A 12,975-nucleotide genomic window follows, 5' to 3' on the forward strand; every position below is an offset into this window, starting at 1 on the left:
GCCGTTCTGGGCCCCGAGCGGGGGCGTTGACTAGTCTGGACCGGATGACCGCACCGCAGAGCGCGCCGCGTGCCACCCGCGCCGCCGCACCCCGCACCCTGGCCGAGGAACTCCGCGGTCGGGAGGACGGGGCCGTCGCCGCGCTGCTCCGGGCCCGCCCCGACCTGCTGAACCCGGTGCCGACCGACCTCACCCAGCTGTCCGCGCGGCTCTCCAGCCGGGCCTCGGTGCTGCGCGCCCTGGAACGGCTGGACCGGTTCACCCTGCAGGTCGCCGAGGCCCTCGCGGCCGCCCCCGAGGGCGCGTCCGAGGCCGCCGTGCGGAGCCTGCTGACCGGACCCGCCCGGGTCAAACCGCACCCCGGCGCCGAGCCCGTCGACCGGGCCGCCGTCACCGCCGCGCTGCCCGCCGCGCTGGCCCGGCTGCGCGAGCAGGCCCTGCTGTGGGGGCCGGACTCCGCGCTGCGCCTGGTCCTGGCCGTGCGCGAGGCGCTCGCCCCCAGCGCGCTCAACCCCGGCCGCACCGGCCTCGGCCCGGCCTTCGCCGACGCCACCGCCGGCATGTCGCCCGCCCGCCTCCAGCAGCTGCTGGCCGGCACCGGCCTGCCGCCCACCCCGGACCCGGTCACCGCCGTCGCCGCGCTCACCGCCCTGCTCGGCGACCGCAAGCGGCTGGGCGCGCTGCTCGAACAGGCCCCGCCCGCCGCCCTCGGCCTGCTGGAGCGGCTGGTCTGGGGCCCGCCCACCGGCACCGTCCCGGACGCCGCCCGGCAGGTCACCGCCGAGGACGCGCGCAGCCCCGTCGAGTGGCTGCTCGCCCGCGGCCTGCTGCTGCCCTCCAGCCCCGGCTCGGTCGTGCTGCCCCGCGAACTCGCCCTGCACCTGCGCGGCGGCCGCACCCACCGCGGCGTCGACCCGGCGCCGCCCGCCGTCGCCCCCGTCGTCGAGCGCGACCCGGTGGTCACCGACCGCACCGCGGCCGGGCAGGCCGGCACCGCCGTCCGCACGGTCGAGGAGCTGCTGGAGTCCTGGAGCCTCACCCCGCCGCCCACCCTGCGGGCCGGCGGCCTGGGCGTGCGCGACCTCAAGCGCGCCGCCGCCCTGCTGGAGGGCTCCGAGGCGGACGCCGCGTTCTGGATCGAACTCGCCCACACCGCAGGGCTGGTGGCCCCCGACGGCGAGGTCGACGAGGTCTGGGCGCCGACCCCCGCCTACGACGCCTGGCTGCAGCAGGACACCGCCGAACGCTGGAGCGTGCTGGCCCGCGCCTGGCTCGCCGCCACCCGGGTCGGCCGCCTCACCGGCACCCCCGACGGCAAGGGCCGCCCGCGCGCCGCGCTCGGCCCCGAACTCGACCGCACCCTCGCCCCGTCGGTGCGCCGCGCCGTCCTGACCCGGCTCGCCGAACTCCCGCCCGGCACCGCCGCGTCCGCCGACGCCCTGCTGCCCGCCCTGCGCTGGCACCGCCCGCTGCGCGGCGGCCCGGTCGGCGCCGACGGCCGCGACCTGCGCGACCAGCTCGCCGAGTGGACCCTGCACGAGGCCGAACTACTCGGCGCCACCGGCCGCGGCGCCCTGGCCGCCCCCGTCCGGGCCCTGCTCGACGGCGCCGACCCGGTGCCGGTCCTGGCGCCGCTGCTGCCCGAGCCGCTCGACCACGTCATCCTGCAGCCCGACCTGACCGCGATCGCCCCCGGCCCGCTGCTCACCCCGCTCGCCCAGGCCCTCGCGCTGGCCGCCGACATCGAGTCCAAGGGCGGCGCGACCGTCTACCGCTTCACCCCCGACTCGGTCCGCCGCGCCCTGGACGCCGGACGCACCGCCGCCGACCTGCAGGCGTTCCTGGCCCAGCACTCCCGCACGCCCGTCCCGCAGCCGCTCGCCTACCTGATCGACGACGTGGCCCGCCGGCACGGCATCCTGCGGGTCGGCGCCGCCTCCTCCTACCTGCGCTGCGACGACCCCCGGCTGCTCGACGAGGTCCTCGCCGACCGGCGCGCCGCCGAACTGCGCCTGCGGCTGCTCGCCCCCACCGTGCTGGCCGCCCAGGCCGGGCCCGAGACGCTGCTCGCCGTGCTGCGCACCATGGGCTACGCGCCCGCCGCGGAGTCCGCCGAGGGCGACGTCGTGATCACCCGCCCCGACAGCCGCCGCACCCCGCCGCGCACCCCGCCGCTGCCCGTCCCGGACGGCCCCGCCCGCCCCGACGACGCCCTGCTGGCCGCCGCCGTCCGCGCCATCCGGGCCGGCGACCGGGCCGCGACCGCCGTCCGCAAGGACACCGTGGCCGGGCCCGCGGCGAGCGCCGCCGTCCCCCGCACCGCCGCCGCCGACACCCTGGCCGCGCTGCAGACCGCCGTCCTGCTCGGCGAGCGGATGTGGATCGGCTACATCAACGCCGAGGGCCTCTCCTCCCAGCGCGTCATCGACCCGGTCAAGGTCGAGGGCGGCTTCGTCACCGCCTACGACCACCTCGCCGACGAGGTCCGCACCTTCGCCCTGCACCGCATCACCGGCGTCGCCGAGGTCGAGGAGTAGCGGCCGGGGCGCGCCCCCTCGCCCCGGCCCCGCCCCGGGCTACTTGCCGGCGTGCTGCTTCGCGTCCTCTTCGGCCTTCTGCTTCTTCGCCTCGTCCACGATCGCGTGCGGGTCCGGCATCTTCGGCTCGACGCCCGTCAGCAGGCCGGTGCCGGTGAAGGCGACGGTGCCGATCAGTCCGCCGGGCTGGCCGATGTCGGCGACCTGGTCGAGGGCCATGGCCTCGGTGTCGGCCGCGTGGGCGGGCGCCGCCCCGAGGGCGGTGGCGAGGGCCGCGCCGGAGAGCGCCAGGCCGGCCAGGAATCGGTTGGGCTTGATCATGCCCTGCCCAACGAGCGGGAGCGCCGCAGGTCACTGTCCCGCCCCGCGGGCCGCGGCCGCGGACCGCCCCGACCGGTCGGCGCGCCGATGCGGCACACTGGACGTTTGGCCCGCGGAAGGGGATGCACAGGCGTGGACGGACCGCTGATCGTGCAGAGCGACAAGACGCTGCTGTTGGAGATCGACCACCCGCGGGCGGCGGAGTGCCGGCGGGTGATCGCGCCGTTCGCCGAGCTGGAGCGGGCGCCGGAGCACGTGCACACGTACCGGGTGACGCCGCTGGGGCTGTGGAACGCGCGGGCGGCGGGGCACGACGCGGAGCAGGTGGTGGACGCGCTGGTGGAGTACTCGCGCTACCCGGTGCCGCACGCCCTGCTGGTGGACGTCGCGGACACCATGGCGCGCTACGGGCGCCTCCAGCTGCAGAAGCACCCGGTGCACGGGCTGGTGCTGACCACCACCGACCGGCCGGTGCTGGAGGAGGTGCTGCGCTCGAAGAAGATCGCCCCGCTGGTGGGGGCCCGGGTCGACCCGGACACCGTGCTGGTGCACCCCTCGGAGCGCGGCCAGATCAAGCAGGTGCTGCTGAAGCTGGGCTGGCCGGCCGAGGACCACGCCGGGTACGTGGACGGCGAGGCGCACCCGATCCACCTGGAGGAGGACGGCTGGCAGCTGCGCCCGTACCAGCGGCACGCGGTGGACGGCTTCTGGCACGGCGGCTCCGGCGTGGTGGTGCTGCCGTGCGGCGCGGGCAAGACGCTGGTGGGCGCGGCGGCGATGGCGGAGGCCAAGTCGACCACGCTGATCCTGGTGACCAACACCGTCTCGGCCCGGCAGTGGAAGCACGAGCTGGTCAAGCGCACCTCGCTGACCGAGGACGAGATCGGCGAGTACAGCGGCACCCGCAAGGAGATCCGCCCGGTCACCATCGCCACCTACCAGGTGATGACGACCAAGCGGAAGGGCGTGTACGCGCACCTGGAGCTGTTCGACGCCCGCAACTGGGGCCTGGTGGTGTACGACGAGGTGCACCTGCTGCCCGCGCCGGTGTTCAAGTTCACCGCGGACCTGCAGGCCCGCCGCCGGCTCGGCCTGACCGCGACGCTGGTGCGCGAGGACGGCCGGGAGGGCGACGTGTTCTCGCTGATCGGCCCGAAGCGGTTCGACGCCCCGTGGAAGGAGATCGAGGCGCAGGGCTACATCGCGCCCGCCGACTGCTGCGAGGTCCGGGTGACGCTGACCGACTCCGAGCGGCTGGCGTACGCGACGGCCGAGCCGGAGGAGAAGTACCGGTTCTGCTCGACCACGGCGACCAAGCGCCGGGTGGTGGAGCGGCTGGTGGAGAAGCACAAGGGCGACCAGACCCTGGTGATCGGCCAGTACATCGACCAGCTGGACGAGCTGGGCGAGGTGCTGGACGCCCCGGTGATCAAGGGCGAGACCTCGAACGCCCAGCGGGAGAAGCTGTTCGAGGCGTTCCGGTCGAAGGAGATCAGCGTGCTGGTGGTCTCGAAGGTGGCGAACTTCTCGATCGACCTGCCGGAGGCGACGGTGGCGATCCAGGTGTCGGGCACCTTCGGCTCCCGCCAGGAGGAGGCCCAGCGGCTGGGCCGGGTGCTGCGCCCGAAGGCGGACGGGCACGCGGCGCACTTCTACTCGGTGGTCGCCCGGGACACCGTCGACCAGGACTTCGCGGCGCACCGCCAGCGCTTCCTGGCCGAGCAGGGCTACGCGTACCGGATCGTCGACGCCGACGACCTGTAGCGGTCGGTCAGAGCTTGACGCCGTCGCGCCCGAGGAAGAGCACGCGCGCGGCGGTGTCGAGCACGATGCCGACGTTGCGGACGGCGTTGGCCACCGGGTGGCGGCGGCGCTGCTCGGCGCGGTGGGCGCCGTGCACGCCGTCGAACTGCGGGTTCACTCGTTCGGTCGTCATGTCTCCACGGTAGGTTCACAACCGGGGCGGGCACATCAGCCGAAAGACCCGAGCCCGCGGCGGCGCGCCTCGTCCTGCGGGTGTACGGCTCCCCTACCCCGGTACCGGGGATCCCCCGGAAAAAGGATTCGCACCCGGACGGCGCCGGGTCTAGGATCGTCCGTCTGCCCCTCCCGAACCGTGGTGCCAGCGTCGTCGGCAGCCGTGGGAGTGCCGGCCGTTCGGCAACCGGCCGGTGTCCTTCACCGTGAGCTCTCCGACGAGTCGGCCGCCGCCCTTCCACCGCCGCGGCCGGGAAGGTCCGCCGTGCACTCCCCCACCCCCACCGAAACCGCCGACGCCGCCACCGATCCGCTCGGCCGCGAACGCTCCCACCTCGCCGCCTCCCGGGCCGCGCTGACCGCGATGCGCGAGGACGTCGAGGCGCTCGACCTGCGCGACGTCACCGGCACCTGGGTCTCCGCCCAGGTGCTGCAGAAGCAGGTCGACGAGCGGATCAAGGCGCTCGCCGACCTCGCGCACACCCCGCTGTTCTTCGGCCGCCTCGACTACCTGCACGCGATCAGCGAGGCCGAGTCCGAGGGCAGCGGCGGCGAGCGCTTCTACATCGGCCGCCGCCACGTGCACGACGCGGGCGGCGACCCGATGGTGATCGACTGGCGCGCCCCGGTCTCCCAGCCGTTCTACCGGGCCAGCCGCACCGAGCCGATGGACGTCGCCAAGCGCCGCCGCTTCGGCTACACCGGCGGCGAGCTGACCGCCTACGAGGACGAGAACCTCTCCGACCCGGACGAGTCCGACAGCCGCTCCGCGCTGCTCGCCGCCGAGATCGAGAAGCCCCGCGTCGGCCCGATGCGCGACATCGTCGCCACCATCCAGCCCGAGCAGGACGAGATCGTCCGCGCCGACGTCACCGGCACCGTCTGCGTCCAGGGCGCCCCCGGCACCGGCAAGACCGCCGTCGGCCTGCACCGCGTCGCCTACCTGCTGTACGCGCACCGCGAGCGCCTGGCCCGCACCGGCACCCTGGTGGTCGGCCCGAACCGCTCCTTCCTGCAGTACATCGAGCAGGTGCTGCCCGCCCTCGGCGAGCTGGACGTCGCCCAGGCCACCGTGCAGGAGCTCGTCGGCCACGTCGAGGTCCGCGGCACCGACACCGCCGGTACCGCCCGGATCAAGGGCGACGCCCGGATGGCCGCCGTCCTGCGCAACGCCGTCCGGGCCGGGATCACCCTGCCCGCCGAGCCCTGCGTGGTCGTCCGCGGCTCCCGCCGCTGGCGCGTCCCCGCGTACGAACTCGAGGAGATCGTCCGCGAGTTGATGGGCCGCGAGATCCGCTACGGGGCCGCCCTGGAGGCCCTGCCGCAGCGGATCGCGCACGCCGTCCTGGTCAAGATGGAGCAGGGCGGCGAGGCCCCCGACGACCGGGTGCAGGACGCCGTCGCCCGCAACGCCGCGGTCAAGGCCACCGTCAAGGCGTGCTGGCCCGCCGTCGACCCGGTCAAGCTGGTGCACCGGCTGCTCAGCGACGCCGAGTTCCTCGCCACCGCCGCCGACGGCCTGCTCGACGCCGACGAACAGGCCGCCCTGCTCTGGGCCAAGCCCCCGCGCAGCGCCCGCACCGCCCCCTGGTCGGCCGCCGACGCCGTCCTGATCGACGAGGCCGCCGACCTGGTGCACCGCACCCCCTCGCTCGGCCACGTGGTCGTCGACGAGGCCCAGGACCTCTCCCCCATGCAGTACCGGGCCGTCGGCCGCCGCTGCACCACCGGCTCCGCGACCGTCCTCGGCGACCTCGCCCAGGGCACCACCCCGTGGGCCACCGGCAGTTGGCAGGAGGCCCTGCACCACCTCGGCAAGGACGGCGCCCACGTCGAGGAGCTCACCCAGGGCTTCCGCGTCCCCGGCGAGGTCATCGCCTACGCCTCCCGGCTGCTCCCCGCCATCGCCCCCGGCCTGGCCCCCGCCACCTCGATCCGCGACCTGCCCGGCTCACTCGCCCTCCGGCACGTCCCGGACGGCCTGGACGCCGCCGTGCTGGACGCCTGCCGCGAAGCGCTCGACCACGAGGGCTCGGTCGGCCTGATCGCCGCCGACGCCCGGATCCCGGCCCTCGCCGCCGCCCTCACCGCCGCCGGGCTCCCCTACCTCGACCCCGGCACCGAGACCACCGCCGACGCCCGCCTCACCCTCGTCCCGGCCTCCCTCGCCAAGGGCCTCGAGTACGACTACGTGGTCCTCGACGAACCCGCCGCGATCGTCACCGGCGAACCCGACCACCGCACCGGCCTGCGCCGCCTCTACGTCTCCCTGACCCGCGCGGTCTCCGGCCTGACGGTCCTCCACGCGGAGCCGCTGCCGGCAGAGCTGGACTGAGGCAGCACGCAAGCAGGGGCGCGGGGAACTGCGCGGCCGAGCGAGTACGCACAGCCGGATCGCCTAGCAGGACACGAACTTGCACTGTCCCGCGATCTTGCTGACGTGCGACTCCGCCGCGCGCAGTTCCCCGCGCCCCTGTCGGTGCGCGTCCGGTCAGCTCACGTACCGATGAGCTCGCGCCACTGCGTGACCTTCGCCGCGTCGACCGCACCCGCCCAGCCGCCCTCGCGGGCCGCGCCGCCGATGTGGAAGGCGTCGAAGCCCGCGGCGAGGAGGTCGGGGACGTGGTCGGCGCGCAGGCCGCCGCCGACCAGGATCTGCGGGCGGTAGCCGGGCTCGCCGGTCTTGGCGAGTTCGCCGAGCAGGACCTCGCGGCCGGCGTCGACGCCGGCGGCCGCGCCGGAGGTGAGGAAGGTGTCGAGGCCGGGCAGGTCGGCGACGGCGGCGCGGACCTCGGAGCGGTCGGCGCTGTGGTCGATGGCCCGGTGGAAGGTCCAGCGGCAACCGGCGACGGCTTCGGCGACGGCCCGGGTCGCGGCGAGGTCGACCGCGCCGTCGGGGGTGAGGAAGCCGAAGACGAACTCCTCGGCGCCTTCGGCCCGCAGCGCGGCGGTGCGGGCTAGCAGGTCGTCGAGGTCGCCGGGGGTGAAGCCCTCGCGGATGCGGAGCATGACCCGCAGCGGGAGGTCGACGGCGGCGCGGATCGCGGCGAAGTCCCTGGTCGCCGGGGTGAGCCCGTCGGCGGCCATGTCGGTGACCAGTTCGAGGCGGTCGGCGCCGCCCGACTCGGCGGCCCGGGCGTCCTGGGGGGTCAGCGCGATGACTTCGAACATTGGTCTAGACATATCGAATAGCCTGCCACATCGGCAGGCGGCGGGCGAGCCCCCGCCGCCGTTCGGCCCCGCTTCCCCCTCCGATCGTGCGCCGTTCGCGTCCCGTTCGCCCCCGCCAGGAGGCCCCCGCTAGGAGACCTCCGCCCGGCCGCGCGCGCCCTGACGGGTCGACAGCGCCTGTGCGGTCAGCAGCAGCCCGGTCGCGCCGGCCACCGCCAGCGGGGCCAGCCGCCACATCCCGCCGACCTGCTCCCACAGGCTGAACAGGCTGAACCAGAGGGTCAGCGGCAGGACGGCCAGGCCGATCGCCGCCGGGAGCAGCCGCTCGCGGGCGGCGCACAGGATCAGCAGCAGCGGGGCGAGCAGGAGCAGCAGCGGCATCCAGCCGTCCATCAGGTGCCAACTGTCGTAGCCGCCCTGGGCCTTGGTCACCAGCAGGCCGGTGCCCGCGCCGACGGCGACCAGCAGGCGGCTGGGCCGCTCCAGCAGGTCGGCGGGGGCGGCGAGGAGCAGGCCGCCCGCGGCGAGGTAGGGCAGCAGGGCGGTGGCGTCCAGGAGCAGCAGCCAGATGCCGCTCTGGGAGGGCCAGAAGCCGCCGGGGTCGGTGTGGACGGTCAGCAGGCCGACCCCGAGCCGGACGGCGGCGAGCAGCACGACCAGCCCGGCCAGGGCCCGGACCGCCCGCCAGGCGCCGAGGGCCGCGGCGAGGGCCAGCAGCGCGGGGACGACGGTCAGGCCCAGCAGGGCGAGGTTGTCGGGCAGTTGCTGCCAGCGGACGCCGAACCCGGACCGGGCCGCGTCGGCGACCCGCCAGAAGCGGGTGTCGCCGGGCAGCGCGACGAGTCCGAACAGGGTGCCGGCCAGCAGCGGGGCGGCGGCGGCCAGCAGGCGGCCGCCGAGCGCGGTGGAGGTGAGGCCGGTGCGCAGCCGCAGGCCGTAGGCGGCCAGGTCGAGCGCTTCGCGGGCGGTGGCCAGGCGGCCGGCTCCGGCGGTGGTGTCGGCGAACACCTCGGCGAGTTCGGCGCCCCGGTCGCGGCGGTAGCGGGCGGGGTAGAGCGCGAGGACGGTGCGCAGGGTGACGCCGGCGCGGTGGCCGCCGGGGGCGAGGGTGCTCATGCGGTGGCCCCCCGCGGCACGGCCCCCCGCGGCACGGCGGCGCCGCCGAGGCGGCGCTGGGCCTCGGCGGCGACGGAGCGGAGGCGTTCGGCCTCGGCGGCGAGCAGGCCGCGCCCGGCGTCGGTGAGCGCGTAGGTGCGGCGGGCCCGGCCGTCGACGATCTCCTCGGCGGCGACGGTGATCAGGCCCTGCTGGAGCAGCCGGTCGAGCGCGCCGTACAGGGTGCCGGTGCGCATCCGCACCCGCCCCCCGGAGATCGCGTCGATCTCCTGGATCAGCGCGTACCCGTGCCGGGGGGCGTCCGCGAGTGCGGTGAGCAGCAGCAGGGTGGGTTCCTGCATGGCGCGTTCTGTCATACGACTACATATATCGCTGACCGTCCTATCCGCGCCACCCTGTCCGCGCCACCCTGCCCGCTCCCCTCCTCACGGCCCGGTCAGCTCCGCCACCCGGCCGGGTCGTCCCGGCGCAGCGCGCCGAGCAGGCCGGCCAGCAGCGGCAGGCCCAGGGCGAGCAGCGCGATGGTCGCCCACGGCGCGTCGGCCAGGCTCACGGCGGGTCCGCCCGGCACCCCGGCGGCCCGGGAGCGCAGCAGGGCGAACGCCGGGACGAAGCCGCTGACGGTGCCGAGCAGGGCGCCGAGCAGGGCGATCAGTCCGGCCTGCAGTCCGGCGACGGTGCGCCGGGTGCGGGGGCGGGCGCCGATCGCGGAGAGCAGGGCGCGTTCGCGGCGGGCGTCGGCGGCGGCCAGCGCGGTGGAGACCACGGCCGCGCCGAGCACCACCAGGGCGGCGAAGCCGCTGAGCGCGATCCGGACGGTGCTGTCCTTCGGCTTGAAGCCGCGCTCCACCCCGAACTCGGCGCGCGGGGCGAGCCGGGCGACGGTGGCCGCGCCGCGCTGCTCGGCCCGCTTGTCGACCGGCGTGGCGGGCAGCCAGACCGCCCCGGCGGGCTGGACGGTCAGGCCCAGGGCGCGGATCGCGTCGGGAGCGACCACCATCGGCGCGTAGCGCTGTCCGGCCGGGCGCTCGACCAGCACCGCGTCGATCCGCTGCTCCCGCACCTGGCCGCCGACGCCCTGCATCGTCAGCACGGCCTGGCCGTCGTGCAGGTAGGCGGGGTCGGTGACCACGGCCTTCCCGGCGAGCAGCGCGTCGTCGGCGCGCTGGTCGCGCAGCGCCAGCAGGTTGTGCAGCACGGCGGCGTCGCCGACGACCAGGGGGCTGGTGGCGTCGCCCGTCCCGTAGCGGGCGGTCCCGCCCTTGGCGTACACCCGGCCCCAGCAGTTGTCGCAGAACACGTACGCGGCCTGGTAGAGGTCGGCGCGCTCGCCGAGGTCGGGCAGGTCCTGCGGCAGGGCGGCGCGCAGTTGCGGCATCGCCTTCTCGTTGCCGTTCAGGACCAGGCGGACGGCGCCGGCGGGCTGTTCCATCCGGTAGGCGGCCCGGTCCTGGACCTCGGCGCCGGACGCGTGCACGCCGACGGCGACCGCGCCGGCCACGGCGGCGAGCACGGCGGCCACGGCGGGCGCGGTGCGGGAGCGGTGCCGGGCGGCGTCGCGCAGGGCCAGCCGGGGGCCGACCGGCAGCCGGCCGGAGAGCCGGCCGAGCAGGGCGATCAGCAGCGGGGTGAACAGCAGCAGGCCGAGTTCGGCGAGGACCGCGCCGCCCAGCACGGACAGCGAGCGCGTGCTCAGCCCGGCCAGCACCGGCGGGCCCGCGACCTGGCCGGCCACCGCCCCGTACAGCGCCAGCGCGGCGCCGGCCAGCACGGCGGCCAGGCCCAGCAGCGGCGTCCAGCGGGAGGTGCGGCGCACCGGGTCGTGGTCGGTCAGTCCGGCCAGCACCTCGCGGCGGCCGGCCTGCAGGGCGGGCAGCAGGGCGGCCAGCAGGGCGGTGACGACGCCGACGGCGGCGATCAGCAGCAGTTCGGTCGGACGGAGCGTCAGCTGCCCGAACCGGCTGCCGCCCCACTCCTCCAGCCAGGGGCGCAGCACGGCCACCAGGGTGGCGCCGAGCACGCTGCCGGCCGCCGCGCCGACCGCGCCGAGCACCAGGCCGCCACCGAGCACCACGGCCCGCACGTGTCCGGGGCGGCCGCCGGCCGCGCCCAGCAGGGCGAGTTGGCGGCGGGCCCGCCGGGCGCCGACGGCGAACGCCGGTCCGGCCAGCAGGGCGACCTCCAGCAGCGCCATGGCGGCGGTGGTGGCGGCGGTCATCAGGGTGCGTTCGCGTTCGTCCGCGGCGCCGACGGCCTCCTGCCGCTCCAGCGCCTCGGCGGGCGGGTGGGCGGCGACCTGGCGGCTGGTCAGGGTGTAGCCGTGGGCGTTGAGTTGGCGCACCTGCTCCCAGCCGAGTCCGGCCCCGGCGGGCAGGGTGACCAGCCAGGCGGCCTTCCGGGTGGCGGCCTGCTCGGCGGACGGGGTCTGCGGGGCGAGCCCGGCGGCGACCTGCGCCTCGTCCAGTTGCCGGTACAACTCGCCGGGGCGGGCGACGAGTTCGGAGGCGTTCAGGTCGCCGGGGTGCTCGACGGTGCCGGTCAGGGTGAACGGGGTGGACTCCAGGCCGCGGACGGTGACGGTGTCGCCGATCCGCAGGCCGGTGGTGGCCAGGAAGGCCCGGGTGGCGGCGGCCTCGTGCGGGGCGGCCGGGGCCCGGCCGCCGACCAGGTCGATCCGGCCCTGCCAGAGCTGCCCGGTCAGGTCGGCCTCGAAGGTGTCGACGGGGGCCAGGCCGTCCTTGGTCTGCACGGCGGCGACCGGTCCGGTGCGGGCCGGGGTCAGGACGCTGCCGGGCGGCAGCAGCGCGCCGAGCAGGTCGGCGGGTTCGGTGCTCGCGGCGCGCTGCTGCTCGGGGCTCGGCGCGGTGTCGGGGCGCTGCGGCAGGGCGCGGACCCCGTCGGCGGGGAACACCGCCTGCTCGATCGCGCTGCCCGGGTCGTACGCGCCGACCAGGGCGTCGGCCCGGCCCATCAGCCGGTCGGAGCGTTCGGCGGCGGTGAGTTGGCCGCTGCGGTGCACCACGTCCACGCCGGTCGCGCCGAGCACCGGCAGCGCGATCATCGCGGCGACCAGGGCGCTGCGGCCCTTGGCCCGCCAGGCGTCGCGGCGCGCGATCCGCAGCACCGCCCGCAGGGCGCTCACCGGCGCACCGCCTCTTCGGTGATCCGGCCGTCGCGCAGGAAGACCACCCGGTCCGCCCAGGCCGCGTGGGTCGCGTCGTGGGTGACCATCATGACGGCGGCCCCGGCGTCGCAGCGGGCCCGCAGGACCTCCAGCACCGCGTCGCCGGTGGCCGAGTCCAGCGCGCCGGTCGGCTCGTCGGCCAGCACCAGCCGCCGGTCGCCGGAGAGCGCCCGGCCGATGGCGACCCGCTGCTGCTGGCCGCCGGACATGTCCTCCGGGAAGCGGTCGGCGAGTTCGCCGATGCCCAGTTCGGCGAGCACCTCGCGCGCCTCGGCGCGGGCGGTGCGGGCCGACACGCCCTCCAACTCCCGTGGCAGCGCGATGTTCTCCGCGGCCGTCAGGGACGGGATCAGGTTGTACGACTGGAACACGTAGCCCACCGAGCGGCGGCGCACGTCGGCCAGCTTCGCCCGGCTCAGCCCCTCCAGCGGTGCGCCCTCCACCAGCACGCGCCCGCTGGAGGGGCGGTCCAGGCCGCCGGCCAGCGCGAGCAGCGTGGACTTGCCGGAGCCGGACGGGCCCATCACGGCCAGGAACTCCCCGGCCCGCACCTCCAGGTCGATCGGGTGCAGCGCGTGCACCTCGGCCGCGCCCCGGCCGTGCACCCGGCCGACTCCCTCCAGGCGCAGGACGGCCTGCGCGTTCGATCCGGTCATGGCTCCCCCTCGG

General features: G+C 76.5%; 10 protein-coding genes. 3 read left to right on the forward strand and 7 right to left on the reverse strand.

The annotated features are described in order from the left end of the window. The first annotated feature begins 44 nt into the window (after positions 1 to 44). Positions 45 to 2,537, forward strand: a complete 2,493-nt coding sequence (locus IH44_RS0104695) for a helicase-associated domain-containing protein (protein WP_051816555.1) — start codon at positions 45 to 47, stop codon at positions 2,535 to 2,537. Positions 2,538 to 2,576: 39 nt separating this feature from the next. On the opposite strand, the gene IH44_RS0104700 is transcribed toward IH44_RS0104695, so the two are convergent. Beyond that, entirely contained in the window at positions 2,577 to 2,858 is a 282-nt protein-coding gene (locus tag IH44_RS0104700) for a hypothetical protein (protein WP_030458111.1), read from the reverse strand. 132 nt (positions 2,859 to 2,990) lie between these two features. Here IH44_RS0104700 and IH44_RS0104705 point away from each other — a divergent pair, with 132 nt between their 5' ends. After that, positions 2,991 to 4,622, forward strand: a complete 1,632-nt coding sequence (locus IH44_RS0104705; protein WP_030458112.1) for a DNA repair helicase XPB — start codon at positions 2,991 to 2,993, stop codon at positions 4,620 to 4,622. A gap of 7 nt (positions 4,623 to 4,629) precedes the next feature. On the opposite strand, the gene IH44_RS46220 is transcribed toward IH44_RS0104705, so the two are convergent. After that, positions 4,630 to 4,794: a hypothetical protein gene (locus tag IH44_RS46220; RefSeq protein WP_157852106.1), complete on the reverse strand. Its 165-nt coding sequence runs from the start codon at positions 4,792 to 4,794 to the stop codon at positions 4,630 to 4,632. 306 nt (positions 4,795 to 5,100) lie between these two features. Between IH44_RS46220 and IH44_RS0104715 the strand changes: the two genes are divergently transcribed. Then, entirely contained in the window at positions 5,101 to 7,170 is a 2,070-nt protein-coding gene (locus tag IH44_RS0104715; RefSeq protein ID WP_030458113.1) for an AAA family ATPase, read from the forward strand. 161 nt (positions 7,171 to 7,331) lie between these two features. Here the strand turns inward: IH44_RS0104715 and IH44_RS0104720 are convergent, their stop codons facing one another. The 5 genes from IH44_RS0104720 to IH44_RS0104740 form a co-directional block, all read right to left on the reverse strand. Further along, on the reverse strand, positions 7,332 to 8,018 hold the full coding sequence (locus tag IH44_RS0104720; protein WP_030458114.1) for a copper homeostasis protein CutC: 687 nt from the start codon (positions 8,016 to 8,018) through the stop codon (positions 7,332 to 7,334). A 117-nt stretch (positions 8,019 to 8,135) separates the two neighbouring features. Beyond that, positions 8,136 to 9,122, reverse strand: coding sequence for a hypothetical protein (locus IH44_RS42375; RefSeq protein WP_051816556.1), 987 nt, complete (start codon positions 9,120 to 9,122; stop codon positions 8,136 to 8,138). After that, complete coding sequence (locus tag IH44_RS0104730) at positions 9,119 to 9,478, reverse strand: PadR family transcriptional regulator (RefSeq protein WP_035953932.1); 360 nt, start codon at positions 9,476 to 9,478, stop codon at positions 9,119 to 9,121. The genes IH44_RS42375 and IH44_RS0104730 overlap by 4 nt, the downstream gene beginning before the upstream one ends. Before the next feature lie 80 nt (positions 9,479 to 9,558). Beyond that, complete coding sequence (locus IH44_RS0104735; protein ID WP_030458117.1) at positions 9,559 to 12,264, reverse strand: FtsX-like permease family protein; 2,706 nt, start codon at positions 12,262 to 12,264, stop codon at positions 9,559 to 9,561. Continuing rightward, positions 12,261 to 12,962, reverse strand: coding sequence for an ABC transporter ATP-binding protein (locus IH44_RS0104740; protein ID WP_030458118.1), 702 nt, complete (start codon positions 12,960 to 12,962; stop codon positions 12,261 to 12,263). The genes IH44_RS0104735 and IH44_RS0104740 overlap by 4 nt, the downstream gene beginning before the upstream one ends. Positions 12,963 to 12,975 lie beyond the last annotated feature (13 nt).

Origin of the sequence: Kitasatospora sp. NRRL B-11411, assembly GCF_000721345.1 — a bacterium.
Lineage (GTDB): Bacteria > Actinomycetota > Actinomycetes > Streptomycetales > Streptomycetaceae > Kitasatospora > Kitasatospora cineracea.